This is a genomic window from Paraburkholderia sp. SIMBA_027 (assembly GCF_046535315.1).
Classification (GTDB): domain Bacteria; phylum Pseudomonadota; class Gammaproteobacteria; order Burkholderiales; family Burkholderiaceae; genus Paraburkholderia; species Paraburkholderia tropica.
Window position 1 is genome coordinate 281,229 of the sequence record NZ_JAWRWY010000007.1, and the last position, 15,622, is coordinate 296,850.

General features: G+C 68.4%; 16 protein-coding genes. 7 read left to right on the plus strand and 9 right to left on the minus strand.

Annotated elements, in window-relative coordinates; genetic code table 11:
- Nucleotides 1-63 precede the first annotated feature (63 nt).
- Nucleotides 64-2,577: an ABC transporter permease gene (locus tag SB764_RS15895; RefSeq protein WP_410864070.1), complete on the plus strand. Its 2,514-nt coding sequence runs from the start codon at nt 64-66 to the stop codon at nt 2,575-2,577.
- A 102-nt stretch (nt 2,578-2,679) separates the two neighbouring features.
- Complete coding sequence (locus SB764_RS15900) at nt 2,680-3,153, plus strand: MarR family winged helix-turn-helix transcriptional regulator (protein ID WP_065064512.1); 474 nt, start codon at nt 2,680-2,682, stop codon at nt 3,151-3,153.
- A gap of 43 nt (nt 3,154-3,196) precedes the next feature.
- Here SB764_RS15900 and SB764_RS15905 read toward each other — a convergent pair whose 3' ends face one another.
- Genes SB764_RS15905 through SB764_RS15925 form a run of 5 tightly spaced genes read right to left on the minus strand, consistent with a single transcriptional unit; the run spans nt 3,197 to nt 8,509 of the window.
- Nucleotides 3,197-3,949 (minus strand): SDR family NAD(P)-dependent oxidoreductase, encoded by a 753-nt coding sequence (locus SB764_RS15905; protein ID WP_074984794.1) that lies wholly within the window; start codon nt 3,947-3,949, stop codon nt 3,197-3,199.
- A gap of 1 nt (nt 3,950) precedes the next feature.
- Complete coding sequence (locus SB764_RS15910) at nt 3,951-5,621, minus strand: AMP-binding protein (RefSeq protein ID WP_410864026.1); 1,671 nt, start codon at nt 5,619-5,621, stop codon at nt 3,951-3,953.
- Between the two features lie 8 nt (nt 5,622-5,629).
- Nucleotides 5,630-6,118 (minus strand): aromatic-ring-hydroxylating dioxygenase subunit beta, encoded by a 489-nt coding sequence (locus tag SB764_RS15915; protein WP_074984798.1) that lies wholly within the window; start codon nt 6,116-6,118, stop codon nt 5,630-5,632.
- Nucleotides 6,115-7,464 (minus strand): aromatic ring-hydroxylating dioxygenase subunit alpha, encoded by a 1,350-nt coding sequence (locus tag SB764_RS15920; protein WP_410864028.1) that lies wholly within the window; start codon nt 7,462-7,464, stop codon nt 6,115-6,117. Before SB764_RS15920 ends, SB764_RS15915 begins: the two co-directional genes overlap by 4 nt.
- Nucleotides 7,465-7,501: 37 nt before the next feature.
- Complete coding sequence (locus tag SB764_RS15925) at nt 7,502-8,509, minus strand: PDR/VanB family oxidoreductase (protein ID WP_410864030.1); 1,008 nt, start codon at nt 8,507-8,509, stop codon at nt 7,502-7,504.
- A 241-nt stretch (nt 8,510-8,750) separates the two neighbouring features.
- Here SB764_RS15925 and SB764_RS15930 point away from each other — a divergent pair, with 241 nt between their 5' ends.
- From SB764_RS15930 to SB764_RS15950, 5 genes are all read left to right on the plus strand, one after another.
- Nucleotides 8,751-9,923: a thiolase family protein gene (locus SB764_RS15930; RefSeq protein WP_065064522.1), complete on the plus strand. Its 1,173-nt coding sequence runs from the start codon at nt 8,751-8,753 to the stop codon at nt 9,921-9,923.
- The gene (locus tag SB764_RS15935; RefSeq protein ID WP_065064524.1) at nt 9,920-10,252 is read left to right on the plus strand and encodes a zinc ribbon domain-containing protein; all 333 of its coding nucleotides are present in this window, start codon (nt 9,920-9,922) and stop codon (nt 10,250-10,252) included. The genes SB764_RS15930 and SB764_RS15935 overlap by 4 nt, the downstream gene beginning before the upstream one ends.
- Before the next feature lie 128 nt (nt 10,253-10,380).
- Nucleotides 10,381-10,791, plus strand: coding sequence for a group II truncated hemoglobin (locus tag SB764_RS15940; protein WP_065064526.1), 411 nt, complete (start codon nt 10,381-10,383; stop codon nt 10,789-10,791).
- Between the two features lie 140 nt (nt 10,792-10,931).
- Entirely contained in the window at nt 10,932-11,696 is a 765-nt protein-coding gene (locus tag SB764_RS15945; RefSeq protein WP_410864033.1) for an alanyl-tRNA editing protein, read from the plus strand.
- Nucleotides 11,693-12,283: a DUF924 family protein gene (locus tag SB764_RS15950; protein ID WP_176080510.1), complete on the plus strand. Its 591-nt coding sequence runs from the start codon at nt 11,693-11,695 to the stop codon at nt 12,281-12,283. The genes SB764_RS15945 and SB764_RS15950 overlap by 4 nt, the downstream gene beginning before the upstream one ends.
- 20 nt (nt 12,284-12,303) lie before the next feature.
- On the opposite strand, the gene SB764_RS15955 is transcribed toward SB764_RS15950, so the two are convergent.
- The 4 genes from SB764_RS15955 to SB764_RS15970 form a co-directional block, all read right to left on the minus strand.
- Nucleotides 12,304-13,050 (minus strand): SDR family oxidoreductase, encoded by a 747-nt coding sequence (locus SB764_RS15955; protein WP_065064532.1) that lies wholly within the window; start codon nt 13,048-13,050, stop codon nt 12,304-12,306.
- An 89-nt stretch (nt 13,051-13,139) separates the two neighbouring features.
- On the minus strand, nt 13,140-13,724 hold the full coding sequence (locus tag SB764_RS15960; RefSeq protein WP_065064534.1) for a TIGR00730 family Rossman fold protein: 585 nt from the start codon (nt 13,722-13,724) through the stop codon (nt 13,140-13,142).
- The gene (locus tag SB764_RS15965) at nt 13,721-14,458 is read right to left on the minus strand and encodes a TetR/AcrR family transcriptional regulator (RefSeq protein WP_065064536.1); all 738 of its coding nucleotides are present in this window, start codon (nt 14,456-14,458) and stop codon (nt 13,721-13,723) included. Before SB764_RS15965 ends, SB764_RS15960 begins: the two co-directional genes overlap by 4 nt.
- A 279-nt stretch (nt 14,459-14,737) precedes the next feature.
- A complete protein-coding gene (locus SB764_RS15970; RefSeq protein ID WP_080180700.1) occupies nt 14,738-15,388 on the minus strand; it encodes a diacylglycerol kinase in 651 nt (216 codons plus the stop codon).
- Nucleotides 15,389-15,622: the final 234 nt, after the last annotated feature.

Consider the following 15,622-nt stretch of genomic DNA (forward strand, 5'->3'; position numbering starts at 1 on the left):
GTTTCTTCTCGATCCACGCGCGCCGCCCCCGGCTGGGGCGACCTCGTGCGCCTCGCCGCCCGCATGACCGCGCGCGACTGGCGCGCGGGCGAACTGACGATGCTGCTGCTCGCCCTCGTGCTCGCGGTGGCCGCGCTCGCGAGCGTGGGTTTTCTCGCTGATCGTCTGCAACGCGGACTGGAGCGCGACGCGCGCCGCATGATCGCCGCCGATTTCATCGTGCGCGCCGATCATCCCGTCGATCCGGCGTTCGCGCGCGAGGCACAGGCGCTCAAGCTGCAAACCGCGAATACGGCGATTTTCCCGAGCATGGTCAGCGCGGCCGGCGATGCCGACGGCGCGCAGACGCCCACGCGGCTCGCGGCGGTCAAGTCGGTGTCGGCGGCCTATCCGCTGCGCGGCGCGCTGCGTATATCGAGCGGCCCCGGCGCGCCCGATCACGCGGCGCAGGGCATTCCGCCGTCCGGCACCGTCTGGGTCGACGATCAACTGCTCGACGCGCTCAAGGTCCACGTCGGCAGCCAGGTGCGCGTGGGCACGCGCACGTTCACGATCGGCGCGCTCATCACGCGCGAACTCGACCGCGGCTTCTCGTTCGTCAACTTCTCGCCGCGCCTGATGCTCAACGAGGCCGATCTCGCCTCGACCGGCCTCACGGGCTACGGCAGCCGCGTGACGTATCGCCTGCTGGTGGCGGGCGCCGATCCGGCCGTGGCGCAGTTCGCGCAATTCGCGCACGCGCGCGTCGACGGCGGCAGGATGCGCGGCGTCGGCCTCGAATCGCTGCAGGACGGCCAGCCGCAAGTGCGGCAGACGCTCGACCGCGCGCGCCATTTCCTCACGCTCGTCTCGCTGCTGACCGCTTTGCTCGCGGCCGTGGCGATCGCGATGGCCGCGCACCGTTACACGCGCCGCCATCTCGACGGCTGCGCGGCCATGCGCTGCCTCGGCGCGAGCCAGCGCACGCTGCGCACGCTGTTCGTGCTCGAATTCGCGGGCCTTGGGCTGGTGGGCGGCGCGATTGGCGTCGCGCTTGGTTATGCGGGCCATCTCGCGCTGCTCGCGTGGCTCGGCACCTTGATCGATGTCGCGCTGCCGTATCCGGGGCCGCTGCCCGCGCTCGAAGGCGTCGCCGCCGGACTGGTGCTGCTGCTCGGTTTCGCGCTGCCGCCGCTGTTGCCGCTCACGCGCGTGCCGCCGGTGCGCGTGCTGCGCCGCGAATGGGGCGAGGAAAGCCGCACGGCGTGGGCTGCGTACGCCGTGGGCATCGCGCTGTTCGCGGGCCTGCTCGTGATCGCGGCGGGCGAACTGAAGCTCGGCGGCATCGTCGCGGGCGGGTTCGCGCTCGGCCTGCTCGTGTTCGCGGGGCTCGCGCGTCTCGCGCTATGGGGCGCGGCGCGTCTCGCGCGCAGTCAGCGCAATGGTTTGGAGGCGCGCGCGGGCGTGGGCTGGCGCTATGCGCTGGCGTCGCTCGAACGGCGGCCCGGCGCGAGCGCACTGCAGATCACCTCGCTCGCCATCGGGCTGATGTGTCTGCTGCTGATCGCCATGACGCGCAACGACCTGATCGAAGGCTGGCGCAAGTCGACGCCGCCCGACGCGCCCAACGAATTCCTGATCGACATCCAGCCCGACCAGCGCGATGCGGTGGCCGCCTGGCTCTCGCAGCACGGCATCGCGAGCCCCGATCTGGCGCCGATGGTGCGCGGCCGCCTCATCAGCATCAACGGCAAGCCGGTCGATCCCGAGCAGTACAAGAGCGAGGATGCGCGCCGTCTCGTCGACCGCGAATTCAATCTCTCGTACACGACGCAGCTGCCCGACGACAACCGCATCGAAGCCGGCCAGTGGTACGGCGAGACGAGCACACCGCAACTGTCGATCGAGCAGGGACTCGCGAAAATCCTCAACGTGAAGCCCGGCGACGTGCTGACCTTCGACGTGACCGGCCTCGAAGTGACCGCGCCCGTGACGAGTCTGCGCAAGCTCGACTGGGGCTCGTTCAAGGTCAACTTCTTCGTGCTGATGCCGCCCGCGCTGCTGCACGATTTTCCGGCCACGTTCATCACGAGTTTCCATCTGCCCGACGCGCAGCGTAATGTCGTCGACGGGCTGGTTGCGAAGTATCCGAACGTGACGGCCATCGACGTCGGGCCGATCCTCGCGCAGATCCAGCGCGTGCTGGAGCAGGTGATCGGCGCGGTGCAGTTTCTCTTTATTTTCACGCTCGCGGCGGGTGTGCTCGTGTTGTACGCGGCGCTCGCCGGCACGCGCGACGAACGCATGCGCGAGTCGGCGCTGCTGCGCGCGCTGGGCGCGTCGCATCGGCAGGTGAGGTCGGTGCAGATTGCGGAGTTTGTCGCCGTGGGCGCGCTCGCCGGGTTGATGGCGGCGCTCGGCGCGCAGGCTGTCGGCTACGTGCTGGCCACGCGCGTGTTCGACTTCTATCTCGCCTTCGATCCGTGGCTCGTGCCCGCGGGCATCGCGGCGGGCGTGGTGTGCGCGGGCGTGGGCGGCTGGGTCAGTCTGCGTCACGTGCTGGCGCGGCCCGCGTTGCAATCGTTGCGTGACGCTTGACGTTCGAACCGTGATGCGGATGCGCGCGGCGGTGCTTGCCTCACGCGGGTGTCGTGCGCGCGCATTCCGTTATAGGATGCCGGTGCTGCTCACACCGACACCATGACCACCGACTCGACAGAATCAAGCGCATCGACTGAGAAAGCCACGCCAATGCGCTTTCTCGACACCTATCTCGCCGCGCTGCTCGCGCGCGCGAGCGCGCTCATCTCCGACGAATTCCACGCCACGCTCGCGCGCAAGAAGATTCCTGCGCTGCAATGGCGCGTGCTCGCCTGTCTGTCCGACGGTCCGTTGCCGATGGGCGATCTCGGCCGCCTGATCCTCGCCAAGCAGCCGACCGTGAGCAAGCTGATCGATCGCATGGAAGCGGCGGGCATGGTCGCGCGTCAGGACGATCCGCAGAGCCGCCGCCGCACGCTCGTCGCGCTCACGCCGCAGGGCCGCGCGCTCGCGGCGGAGTTGATCGCGCTGGCGCTGGAGCACGAGGCGTCGGTGCTGCTGCCGTTTCCGCCCGAGTCGGCGAAGCTGTTCGTCGAGATGCTGCGTCAACTGATCGAGCAGCACGCGAAGTAACGCACTTTCCCCGCACTTTCCCGCAGTTTCACGGCAAGCGCGGTTAAAGCGCGAGACTGCCCGTGCTCGTCCCGCCGCACACATAAAGCGTTTGTCCCGTGACGAAGCCGTTTTCCGGCGCCGCGAAGAACATCGCGGCGCGCGCGATGTCGTCGGGCTGGCCGAGGCGGCCGACCGGAATGCCCGCCGCAATCTGCGCGACCTTGGGGCTGTCGGCGGGCACGACCGCATGGAACATGTCGGTCTGCACGGGGCCGGGCGCGATGGCGTTCGCGGTCACGCCGAGCGGCCCGAGTTCGAGTGCCCACGTGCGCACGAGACCGAGCATGCCCGCCTTGGTCGCCGAATACGCGGTGCGCGTGGCGAGCCCGAGCGCCGCGCGCGACGAGATCAGCACGAGCCGCCCGAAATGCTGCGCGCGCATCGCGGGCAACATCGCCTGGGCGAGCGCGATGGGCGCGTCGAGATGCAGATTCGCGAGCGCGATCACGTCGTCGTGCGTGACGTCGGGCAGCAGCGCCGCGCGGATCACGCCCGCGTTGTGCACGAGCGTCGTGGGCGCATGGCGCGCGACGACCTCGGCAGCGGCGGCGCGCGTGGCGGCGGCGTCGCAGAGATCGACTTCGAGGGTGTGCAGGCGCGCGTGGCCCGGCGCGTCGGCGCGCAGATCGAGCGAGATCACTTCGTAGTTCGCTTCGAGCAGATGCTCGACGATGGCGCGGCCAATGCCCGCGTTGCCCCCGGTGACGAGGGCGGTGCGCGGCGCGGCGGATGGCTGGCGGGTGGAGTCGGTCATATCAGTCCTGGCGTTTTTTCAGGGCGCGCGTGTCGATGCAGCGCGCGGTGCCGGGCAACGTGCGCGCGAGTTCCTTGAGCGCGGCGCGTTGCACCTTCTGCGTGCCGGTGAGCGGCAGTGCGTCGACGAACGCGACGTAACCGGGCGCCTTGAAATAGGCGAGTTGCGCGAGACACAGTTGCGCGAGTTCGGCGGCGAGCGGCGCGGCGGCGGCATCGGCGAGCGGTTCGCGCGCGATGATGCAGGCGAGCACTTCGTCGCCGCGCACGGCATCGGGCGTCGCGGCCACGGCGACATCCGCCACGCACGGATGCTTGCGCAGCACGCTTTCGACTTCGACGGCCGAGATGTTCTCGCCGCTGCGCCGGATCACGTTCTTCTTGCGATCGACGAAATAGAGCCGGCCTTGCGCGTCCTGCCTGACGATGTCGCCGGTATGGAACCAGCCGCCTTCCCACGCGGCGGCGGTGGCTTCGGGATCCTTGAGATATTCGCGGAAGAAGCCACGACGCGGATGCTCGCCGCGCGCGCGCACGAGCAGTTCGCCGGGCGTGTCGATGCCGACGTCGCGTCCATCGTCGCCGACGATGCGCACGTCGAGCGACGCTTCGGGCTGGCCGAAGCACGACTGGCCGACCTGACGCGGCTCGCGATTGGCGATCACCACGGCGCCCGCGCCGGTTTCGGTCATCGCCCAGGCTTCGAGCAAGGGCATGCCGAAGCGCGTTTCGAACGGCGCGTGCAGCGTTTTATCGACGCCCGCGCCGAAGCCGAAGCGCACCGAATGCTCGCGATCCTGCGCGCTGGCGGGCGCGCCGAGCAGCATCGCGGGCATCACGCCGAGATAGTGGACGACGCTCGCGCGCGCGGCGCGCACGCTGGCCCACCAGGTGCGCGGATGAAAGCGGTCGAGCGCGACGATCGCGCCGCCCGCGAGGATCATCGCCATGGTCGAGTAGGCCATCGCGTTCATGTGCGTCATCGGCAGCGGCGTGACGAGGCGCTCGACGCCGGGACGCAGCGCGCACAAGCCGCCGATGCGGTTGTACCACTCGCCCGCGCGCAGGAAATACGCGTTGGGCAGCACGCAGGCTTTCGGGCGACCCGTCGTGCCCGAGGTGTAGAGCAGGGCGCATTCGGTGTCGGCGTCGGGCGTGTCGGCGCGGGCGGGCGTGGCGGCGTGCTGGAGCGTCGCGCCGTCCGTCATGCCGTCGGCGTCGCAGATCGAGACGCTGCGTTGCGCGGCGCGCGCCGCTGCGTGCAGATCGGCATGACGCGCGGCGGGCGCGACGGCGAGATCGAGTTCGCTATGGCCTGCGATGTAGTCGAGTTCGGCGGCGCGCAACTCGGTCGAGAGCGGCACGACCGAGACGCCGAGCGCATTGAGCGCGAACCAGTGCAGGAAAAATGCGGGCCGGTTTTCGAGCATCAGACCCGCGCGATGTCCGCTGCCAAAACCGGCTTCGCGATAGCGCGCGGCGAGCGCATCGACGCGTGCGAGCGCTTCGCCGTAGCGCAGCGTGTGCGCGTCGATGCCGTAGATCGCGGCGGTTTCGGGCAGCACGACGAGGAAGTCGTGATCGGGCCAACGTGCGGCGCTGGCGGCGAAGGCCGCGTAGACGCTGGTGTTGGCGTCGGACTTGGCGTGATGGGGCGTATCGGCTGAAAGCATCGCGCGCCTCACAGGAACAGTTGCACGGACGGCAGCGCCGCGTCGCAGTTGAGCAGATCGATGCGCTTTTCGCGGATGCGTAGCGCGCCGTCCTGCTCGACGACGTGATGGCGCACGATGCCGGTGAACACCAGTTGCTCGTCGCCGCGCGCCTCGGCGTAGAAGAACGGCGTGCGCAGGCGATAGCCGCCGGCGTCGGCGGATTCGATTTCGGGGCGCTGCATGACGTGCTGGCAACGGCTCTCGGGCTGCTGCGAAAACGCGCGCGGCTGCTTGAGGCGTTCGATGCGCAGCTTGAGCAGCAGCCGGTCCTCGTACATCAGCGAGGCGTGATTGAGGCCGTCGTGCTGGCCGTGCGCAAGCGGTATCCAGTAGAGGCCGTCGTCGGCGAACAGCGTGTACCAGGCGTCGAACTGCTTGTCGTCGATGAGGCGCGCCTCGCGATAGACGAAGTCGGCGAGCGTGTCGCGCAGGGCGGGATCGTGGGCGTGGGTCATCGCGCGGTTCCGGTTTCGTGCTGGTGTTGCTGCTGGGTTTGCGGCGCCATATGCCGCGCCCAGGCGCGGAACTGGTTGCGCATCGAAATTTCGCTCGTGCCGTTCACGGTGAGATCGGCGGCGTGCGCTTCGTCCGCGCGATAGTCGCGATGCAGACTCACCCAATCGTTGCCGTTGGCCGCGAGCCCTTCCTGAATCGCGCGATACGCATGCAGATCGTCGTGGCCCACGACCGACATCGGCGAATTGATCAGCCGCGAATAGGTGAGCGTGCGTTGCAGCAGCGCGTCGGGCGCGCCCTTGAGGCGAAAGGTCCACGACTCGATCACCGTCTTGTCGGGCGCGATCGGGCGCACGACGCGGATCGCCTGAATCGCGCCCTTGATCGTGAGGCTCGGGTAATAGACCGTGTTGTGGCGCGCGGTGCCGAGCACCTGTTTCGCCTTCTCTTCGCCCCACGCGGCGATCAGTTGCTGCTCGTATTCGGGCACGGCGGCGTAGCTCGAATGAATCGAGAAGTTCACGCCGGTGTAGCTGTGGCCGTGCTCGAACACGCGCACGCCCATGCCGTCGAAAAAACCGTAATCGGAGACGAAAGGCACGAACTGTTCGATCGCCATCGGCTTGGGTTCGTCGGCGGATTTGCCTTCCCAGAGTTTCTTCGCCGTGCCCGCCGACGACTCGTGCGCCACCATCGGATGCATCGTGTCGTTCAGGTTCTCGACGAACATCTTCCAGTTGCAGTTGTGCACGTAGCGCAGGCAGCCGCCCGCGATTTCGAGTTCGCCTTCGGGCGAGCGGTCGGCCATGTTATCGATCGACGACAGCGACGCGCCGAAATACTCGCTGAACGTCGGGCCTTCGTCGGCGAGACGCACGAACACGAAGCCGCGATAGATCTCGACGTTCGTCACCGCCTGGAGACCTTGTCCCGAGGGACATTCGGAAAGCCGCGTGCCTTCGTAGCCGTTCTTCAGCGGAATCGCGAGCGGCTTGCCATCGGTTTTATAGGTCCACGCGTGATAGGGGCAGCGGAAGAATTTGCCCGTGTTGCCGCTCGGCGCGCTGACGAGTTTCGCGCCCTTGTGCGCGCAGCGGTTCATCAGCACGCGCACGCCGCCGTTGGCCTCGCGCACCATGACGAGCGGCTGGCGCGCGATGTCGACGCTCACGTAGTCGCCCGCATTGGGCACCTGGCTCGTGTGGCCGAGATAGACCCACGTGCGGCTGAAGAGCCGCTCCATTTCGAGGTCGAAGACTTCCTGGTCCAGATAGACGTCGCGATGAACCTGATCGGGTTCGACGAGCGCGGCGAGCGCTGCGGCGTCTTCGCGATAGCGTGGCATGCGGGGTTCCTTGGCGTGGGCGGTGACGAGACGGGTTTCAGGCGTCGATGACGAGGCGCGCCGCGCAGGCGCGCGAGACGCAGATGTGCATGACCTTGCCCGCGCGTTTCTCGGCGTCGCTCAGGCAGTAGTCGCGGTGATCGACCTCGCCTTCGATCACGCCGACCTGGCAGACGCCGCATTCGCCGCGCTTGCAGTCGTAGAGCGGATCGAGTCCGGCGTCGAGCATCGCGTCGAGGATCGATTGCGCGGGCGCGACGCTCAGCGTCATGCCCGACTGGCGCAACTCGACTTCGAAACCCGCGTCGCCGGACTTCGGCGCGGCGGCGGCGAACAGCTCGGAGCGGATGCGCTCGCGCGGCCAGCCTCGCGCCGTCGCCTGCGCGATCGTGGCGTCGATCAGACCTTGCGGGCCGCACACGTAGAGCGGCTGGCCCGGCGTGAGCGAGGCGAGCAGGCGGGCGAGATCGAAGCGCTGCGCGGCGTCGCCGGCGTCGTCGCCGTAGAGATGCAGTGCGTCGCCCGCGAGCGTGCGCAGCGCGTCGACGAAGGCGAGTTGCGCGATCGAGCGGCCCGTGTAGTGCAGCGCGTAGCGATGCCCGCGCGACGCGAGTTCCGTGGCCATCGACGCGATCGGCGTAATGCCGATACCGCCCGCGATCAGCACGGCGTCGGCGCAGCCTTCGGGCGCGCTGTCGAGCGCGAAGGCGTTGACGGGCGCGGCGATGCGCAGCGTGTCGCCCGCACGGACCTGCGTGTGCATCCAAAGCGAGCCGCCCGCGCCGTGGTCTTCGCGGCGCACGGCAATCAGGTAATGCGCAGGCGCGGCGGCGGGTTCGAAATCGATCAGCGAATAGGCGTTCCAGGCGGTGCCGTTGCGCGCCTGCACCTGCACGCGCAGATGCGCGCCCGCGCGATACGCAGGCAGCGCGTGGCCGTTGGCGGCGCGCAGGCGGAACGCGGTGACGTGCCCGGTGAGCGGCTCGACGGCTTCGACGATGACGTCGAGTAATTCGGCATCCTGAGGGAGGGGCGCGGCGCTCATGTCGAGGCTCCTTGCGCGGCGGCGCGTCGTGGGAACGGACTGCGTGTCATGGGGCGTCTCCTGCCCGCCGCGAGAGGCGGCGAGTTTTTTGTCGGCGAAATTCCGGTTTTCGATGCCCGGGTCGGCGCGATTAGGCGTAAACCCTTTAGATTCGAAAATATGAAAATTCATGTGTTTTATTGGATAATGAAAAAAACCGGCTGTCAAGACGAACGCGACCGGGGCCAAAACAGGAGGATCGATGGAGGCGGATTTCGAAGGCGTGGCGCTCGTCTGCGGCGTGGAAGTGCCGTACCGGCGGCAGGCGCCGGAGCACAGCACGGGCGATCTGCTCGCGCAGGCGTTCGACGCGGCGCTCGCGCAGTCGGGCTTTTCGGCGCGCGAGGTGGATGGGCTGGGCGTGGCGTCGTTCACGCTCGCGCCCGATCACGCGATCGACATGGCGTGGCGGCTCGGCCTGAGCCCGCGCTGGTGCATGGACGACTGTCATGGCGGCGCGAGCGCGATCGATCTGCTACAGCACGCGATCCGCGCGATCCAGCACGGCGACGCGAGCGTGATCGTGCTGCTCTCGGGCGACCGCTTCGAGGCCGCCGATTTTCGTCAGCTCGTCGAGCACTACAACCTCACGACGCGCACGTATCTGCGCCCGCTCGAAAACGGCGGCCCGAACAGCCTCTTTGCGATGCTCACGCAGCGTCATGCGCGCAAGCACGGGCTCGACGCGCGCGATTACGGCGCGCTGTGCGTGGCGCAGCGCGCATGGGCGGCGCTCAATCCGGGCGCGGTGTATCGCACGCCGCTCACGTTCGACGATTATCTGAACGCGCCGCGCGTCGCGGACCCGCTCGGGCGTTTCGATTGCGTGCCGGTCGTGTGCGGCGCGAACGCCGTGGTGGTGGCGCGCGCGGATCTCGCGGCGCGGCGCGCGCAAGCGGGCGCGCCTGCGCCGCTGCGCGTGCGCGCGCTGCAATGCCGCTACAACACGGATCATCAGGCGGCCGATGGTTTGCAGACCGGCCTCGCCGCGCTCGCCGACACGCTCTGGCAGCAGGCGAACGCCAGGCCCGCTGACATCGACGTGATCTCGGTCTACGACGACTATCCCGTGATGAGCCTGATCCAGCTCGCCGATCTCGGTTTCGCGCCCGACGGCGATCTGCGTGCGCTGATCGCGCGTATCGCGTCGCGCGAACTGGCGGTGAATACGTCGGGCGGACAGCTTTCGGCGGGGCAGGCGGGCGCGGCGGGCGGCATGCACGGGCTCGTCGAAACGATCCGCCAGTTGCAGGGGCTCGCGGGCGCGCGTCAGGTGGCGGGCGCGCGTCTCGCGCTCGCAAGCGGCTACGGCATGGTGCAGTATCGATACGGCATGTGCGCGAATGCGGTCGTGCTCGACAAGGAGAACGCATGACGACGGTGCTGCATATCGAACGCTGCCGCGTCTGCGCGCAGGCGCTGTTTCCCGCGCGTTATCGGTGTCCGCATTGCGGCGCCGCCGATTGGGCGAGCGAGGCCGCGCCGCATGGCGTCGTGGAGGAGAGCACGGTGGTGCGCCATCGCGTGGGCGCGCAGGGAACGGGCGACGTGCATCTCGCGACCGTGCGCACCGCGGCGGGCGCGTTCGTGATCGCGCGCGCCGACGCGCCGCTCGCGCGCGGCACGAGCGTGGCGCTGAGCATCGACGAGACGAACCGCGTCTGGGCGAGTGCGTCCGGAGTGTCGCACCGAGCGTCGCACTGAGCGTCGCCCGGCCTCGTACGCTTCGCTATGCGAAAATCGGCGTCTCCGGCGGGCGCGCGTGCGCCTTGCCGTCCCCGTTTTCGTATCGAAACGTATCGAAACGCCTCGACTCCACCCGAATCAACCGTATGACCGATCCAGCCGACGAAGCGCCGCAGCAACCCACGGCCTTCGAACTCGTCGGCGGCGAGGCGCGCGTGCGCGAACTCGTCGACCGTTTCTATGACCTGATGGACCTGGAGCCCGAATTCGCGGGCATCCGCGCGCTCCATCCGCAGTCGCTCGACGGCTCGCGCGACAAGACCTTCTGGTTCCTGTGCGGCTGGATGGGCGGCCCGGACCACTACGTCTCGCGCTTCGGCCATCCGCGTCTGCGCGCGCGCCATCTGCCGTTCGCGATCGCGTCGTCGGAGCGCGACCAGTGGCTGCGCTGCATGGCGTGGGCGATGCAGGACATCGGCCTCGCCGAACCGCTGCGCGAGCGCCTGCTGCATTCGTTCTTCGACACCGCCGACTGGATGCGCAACCGTCCGGGTTGAGTCGCGCTTGCGGCGCTCCCCGGCTGGCCCGGTGCGAGCGCCGATACAGTCCGGTGCAGGAGCGTGCGAGGCGTATTTTGCGAGTGCGCGCGCATCGCCATAATGGAGGCTCCCGCAGAACGACGAGGAGACGCTTCCCCATGACAACGATTTCCGCCACGTCGGCCACGGCCGCCACGCGCGCGCTCTTTCGCGACGACGCCTATCTCACGCACTGCGACGCCACCGTGCTGGCCGTGGGCGAGGACGGCGTGCGGCTCGACCAGACCGTGTTCTATCCGCTCGGCGGCGGCCAGGCCGGCGACACCGGCGCGCTGGTGCTCGAAGACGGCACGCGCATCGCGATCGCCGACACCCGCAAGGCCAAATTCGAAGGCGCGACGGCCGACGACGCGCTTCATCTTCCCGCGCCCGGCCAGGACGCCGCGCTCGCGCGGCTCGCGGCGGGCATGCGTGTACGCGCCGAGATCGACTGGGCGCGCCGCCATCGGCATATGCGGCTGCATACGGCGAGCCATCTGATGTGCGCGGTGCTGCCGTACGCCGTGGACGGCTGCAGCATCACGAGCGAGTACGCGCGGCTCGATTTCGCGACCGTGGAGCCGATCGAGCGCGAGCACGTCGAGGCGCGGCTCGCGCAACTCGTCGCGGGCGCGCATGCGGTGGCGACCGAATGGATCACCGACGAAGCGATGGCGCAGCGCCCCGAACTCGTGCGCACGATGAGCGTGAAGCCGCCGATGGGCCTCGGGCGCGTGCGCCTGCTGCGCATCGAGAGCGTCGATCTTCAGCCGTGCGGCGGCACGCATGTGCGCAACACGCAGGAAATCGGCGCGCTGCGCGTGGCGAAGCTCGAAAAGAAAAGTGCGCGCACGCGCCGCCTCGTGCTGGAACTCGTCGAATGATGTCGCTCGATCCGCGTGCGCGCGAGGTGCTGGACTTCTGGTTCGGCGCGCCGGATTCGGAGGATTTCGGCCGCGCGCGCAAGATCTGGTTTCGCAAACGCGAGGCGTTCGACGCGCAGTTGCGCGAGCGCTTCGGCGCGCTGCTCGACGCGGCGTGCGCGGGCGAACTCGACGCCTGGTGCGCGACGCCCGAAGGCGCACTCGCGCTGATCGTCGTGCTCGACCAGTTCTCGCGTAACTGCCATCGGGGCACGCCGCGCGCGTTCGCCGCCGACGCGCACGCGCTGCGCATCGCGCGCGCGATGGTGGCGCGCGGCGACGACCTCAAGCTGCCGACGGCGCAGCATCGCGCGTTCGCGTATCTGCCGTTCGAGCATGCGGAAAACGCCGAGGCGCAGCGCGAGTCGGTGCGGTTGTTCGGTGAACTGGCGAAGGGCGGGGAAGGCGGGGATTACTACGATTACGCGCTGAAGCACGCGAACGTGATCGAACGCTTCGGGCGGTTTCCGCATCGCAATGCGGTGCTGGGCCGCGCGTCGAGCGAGAACGAGACCGCGTTCCTGAGTGAACCCGGCTCGTCGTTCTAAACCGTCACCACGGCGAAAAATCAGCGTCCGCCGCTCACGTCGATCAGCGCGCCAGTGACGTAGGACGCGGCATCGCTCATCAGCCAGACAATCGTTTCCGCGACTTCGTCGGCGCTCCCGGGACGGCCGAGCGGCGTTTGCGCGCCGAGCACGGCGGCGCGGTCCGGACGGCCGCCGCTCGCGTGGATCTCCGTGTCGATGAGGCCGGGCCGCACCGCGTTCACGCGCACGCCTTGCGGTCCGAGTTCTTTCGCGAGCCCGAGCGTCATCGTATCGACGGCGCCTTTCGAGGCCGCGTAATCGACGTATTCGTTCGGCGATCCGAGCCGCGCCGCCGCCGACGACACGTTCACGATCGCGCCGCCGTCGCCGCCGCGGTCTTTCGACATGCGCCGCGCCGCCTCGCGCGCGCACAGAAACGCGCCGTAGACGTTCACGTCGAACATGCGTTTCAGACGCGCGGCGTCCATGTCGGCCACCTGGCTCGACGGCGCGACGATGCCCGCGTTGTTCACGAGCGCGTCGATGCGCCCGTAGGCTTGTTCGAGCGTGTCGAACATGGCGATGACGTCGGCTTCGTTCGCCACGTCGCCGCGCACGAGACGCGCGTGGCCGCCCGCGCGGCCCACTTCGGCGGCGGTTTCCTCGGCGGCGGGTTCGTTGTGCAGATAGTTGACGCCCACGGTCCAGCCGCGCGCGCCCAGCAACCGCGCGCACGCACGGCCGATGCCGCGGCTCGCACCCGTGATCAGGACGACCTTGCCCATCGGTATGTCTCCTTCGGGAAGGCGCGCGGCGCGCGCCGTGGTGCATCAAGTGCGCATTAATGGCGCACTAACCGCGCATTAATCGCGCCTCAAACGTTCTCGCGCAGATCGGCCCACTTGTCCTTCGCGGGCGCGTGATAGCGCTGGAGCTTGCCGATCAGCGCGGTGGGATCGCTGTCGAACTGCAGCAGATCGAGGTAGGTCTCGCGCATGAAACCTTCGCGCACGGTGTGCTGAAGCAGCGCGACGAGCGGATCGTAGAAGCCGTCGATGTTGAGCACGCCGACCGGCTTGTGGTGATAGCCGAGCTGCGCCCACGTGTAGACCTCGAACAGCTCTTCGAGCGTGCCCACGCCGCCGGGCAGCGCGACGAAGCCGTCGGAGAGATCGGCCATCATCTTCTTGCGGTGGTGCATGTCCGGCACGACGTGCAGCTCGGTCAGGCCGTTATGGCCCACTTCCTTGTCCACCAGCAGCTCGGGGATCACGCCGATCGCGCGGCCGCCCTCGGCCATCACCGTGTCGGCGATCACGCCCATCAGGCCGACCTTGCCGCCGCCATAGACGAGACCGAGGTCCGCCGCGACGAGCGCGCGGCCGAACGCGCGCGCCGCGTCGCCATATTTCGGATCGGCTCCGTTCGAGGAGCCGCAATACACACAGACTGCTTTCATTCGCGAGTTTCCTTGCTGTCCTTGCCGGTGGGCGCGCCCGCGCCGTCGCGCGGCGGCAGGTAATCGTAGAACTCGCGCTTGGGCAGCTTGCCCGAGACGAGATCGTCGAAAAGCTGCTTCGCGCGGCCGCGCAGATACGGCGCCATCAGCGACACGATCTGCACGCTCACCTGATGGAGTTCGTCGCGGATCGCTTCCTGGTCGTTGTATTTGCGCGGGTTCATCACGAACTGGTACGAGAGCCAGTAGGTGGCGATCACGCCGATGTTGGTCGAGATCACGGCGATTTCGGCGGCGGTGGCGACCATGTCGCCATCTTCCACGAGCTGCTCGCAGAACTGCTTCGCGAAGTGCACCTTGTGGCTGATGATCTGCTTGAAGTGCATCTCCAGCGTGCGGTTGCGCGCGAGCAGATCGTTCAGGTCGCGATACAGGAAACGGTAGCGCCAGGTGAAATCGACCATGTACTGCAAATACGCCCACATCTCGTCGATGGTGGCGCGGTGGTCGTCGGGGAAACGCAGACGCTTTTCGATCTCCTGCTCGAACTGGCTGAAGATGCTGTTGATGATGTCGTCTTTGTTGCGGAAGTGGTAGTACAGGTTGCCTGGACTGATCTCCATTTCCTCGGCGATGGTCGTCGTGGTGACGTTCGGCTCGCCGATCTCGTTGAACAGTTTCAACGACAACTCAAGAATCCGTTCGCGTGTACGGCGGGGAGGTTTGGCTTCCATGTCCGGCCCTGAATGTGCGGCGCCGGGCGTGGCGCTGCCGCTGATGCGTCGCGTAATGTGCCCGGTCGCGGTTGGTCTTTTTTAAGACTGTCGTTCGATTATAAACCGACGCTTGGGGCGCAAAACGCACCCGCAAGGAATGGAGGGTAGAGGCCGCGCGCGCGTCGCGCAAGGGCGAGCGGCGTCCGGCGTGTGCGGCGGCTGTCCGGAGTCGGTGCGCAGGCGGCCCGAAGTCCGTGTGCAGTCAGCGCAAAAGCGGCCCGAAGTCAGGCCCCGAAGTCAGCGCGATTGCAGCCAGTGCAGCAGCGACGGACCGAAGCGCGGCACGAGGATCAAGCCCCACGTCATCACGCAGGTGAGGAGCGCGACCGTGACCGCCGCGCTGCCCAGATCCTTGGCGCGGCCCGAGAGTTCGTTGCGTTCGAGGCCGATCCGGTCGACGGCGTTTTCGATACTCGAATTGAGCAACTCGACGATCAGCACCAGCATGACCGAGCCGAGCAGCAGCACGCGCTCGACGGGATCGACCGGCACGAATATGCCGATCGGCACGAGGATGGCCGCGAGCGTCAGTTCCTGACGAAACGCGCTTTCTTCGCGGATGGCCGCGCGAAAGCCCTTGATCGAATATTTGAGCGCCTTCAAGGCGCGCGTGGCGCCGCGGTTGCCCTTGTAGGGATTGAAGGGCGCGGGCGCGAGCGGGTCGTCCGGACTCAGCGGCTCGTGCAGATGCGCGGGCTCGGGCGGCTCGGCCGGCATGCCGGGCTTCGGATGAGGTTGAGTCGGCTGGGCGCTCGGCGCATTCGCGGCGCCGCTGGCGCGCCACGGCGAACTGCCGGCGCTGCCCGGCTGGGCGGCGGACGGCGCCTGCGGATCGCGAGGCGCGGGAGACGGCTGCGGCGGGAGCGGGGACGAGGGACGAGGGGCCATATCAGTGCGAGTGGATGCCGCAGTATCGCACGCATGTTGGCCGGTTGCGCGGGAAACGTATGAGGATGCGGCCGGAGCGGCGCGCGGCCCGGCGGACGCCGCCCGCGCGTCGTCGGGCAGCGTCTGCACGCCGTCGTCGGCGCTCGGGCGATCGGTGGCCGCCGGGGCGCAGGGGGCGTTCGAGGCGTCGGGCCGCTTCATCGCTCGCTCCGGTCTTTGGCGGGTGCCGCGTCG

What these genes read in the sequence shown, in the direction of transcription:
- SB764_RS15945 (WP_410864033.1), top strand. Translation starts at nt 10,932, where the DNA reads ATGACAACGATTTCCGCCACGTCGGCCACGGCCGCCACGCGCGCGCTC.
- SB764_RS15935 (WP_065064524.1), top strand. Translation starts at nt 9,920, where the DNA reads ATGACGACGGTGCTGCATATCGAACGCTGCCGCGTCTGCGCGCAGGCG.
- SB764_RS15905 (WP_074984794.1), bottom strand. Translation starts at nt 3,949, where the DNA reads ATGACCGACTCCACCCGCCAGCCATCCGCCGCGCCGCGCACCGCCCTC.
- SB764_RS15940 (WP_065064526.1), top strand. Translation starts at nt 10,381, where the DNA reads ATGACCGATCCAGCCGACGAAGCGCCGCAGCAACCCACGGCCTTCGAA.
- SB764_RS15930 (WP_065064522.1), top strand. Translation starts at nt 8,751, where the DNA reads ATGGAGGCGGATTTCGAAGGCGTGGCGCTCGTCTGCGGCGTGGAAGTG.
- SB764_RS15925 (WP_410864030.1), bottom strand. Translation starts at nt 8,509, where the DNA reads ATGAGCGCCGCGCCCCTCCCTCAGGATGCCGAATTACTCGACGTCATC.
- SB764_RS15895 (WP_410864070.1), top strand. Translation starts at nt 64, where the DNA reads ATGACCGCGCGCGACTGGCGCGCGGGCGAACTGACGATGCTGCTGCTC.
- SB764_RS15915 (WP_074984798.1), bottom strand. Translation starts at nt 6,118, where the DNA reads ATGACCCACGCCCACGATCCCGCCCTGCGCGACACGCTCGCCGACTTC.
- SB764_RS15955 (WP_065064532.1), bottom strand. Translation starts at nt 13,050, where the DNA reads ATGGGCAAGGTCGTCCTGATCACGGGTGCGAGCCGCGGCATCGGCCGT.
- SB764_RS15950 (WP_176080510.1), top strand. Translation starts at nt 11,693, where the DNA reads ATGATGTCGCTCGATCCGCGTGCGCGCGAGGTGCTGGACTTCTGGTTC.
- SB764_RS15900 (WP_065064512.1), top strand. Translation starts at nt 2,680, where the DNA reads ATGACCACCGACTCGACAGAATCAAGCGCATCGACTGAGAAAGCCACG.
- SB764_RS15920 (WP_410864028.1), bottom strand. Translation starts at nt 7,464, where the DNA reads ATGCCACGCTATCGCGAAGACGCCGCAGCGCTCGCCGCGCTCGTCGAA.
- SB764_RS15960 (WP_065064534.1), bottom strand. Translation starts at nt 13,724, where the DNA reads ATGAAAGCAGTCTGTGTGTATTGCGGCTCCTCGAACGGAGCCGATCCG.
- SB764_RS15965 (WP_065064536.1), bottom strand. Translation starts at nt 14,458, where the DNA reads ATGGAAGCCAAACCTCCCCGCCGTACACGCGAACGGATTCTTGAGTTG.
- SB764_RS15970 (WP_080180700.1), bottom strand. Translation starts at nt 15,388, where the DNA reads ATGGCCCCTCGTCCCTCGTCCCCGCTCCCGCCGCAGCCGTCTCCCGCG.
- SB764_RS15910 (WP_410864026.1), bottom strand. Translation starts at nt 5,621, where the DNA reads ATGCTTTCAGCCGATACGCCCCATCACGCCAAGTCCGACGCCAACACC.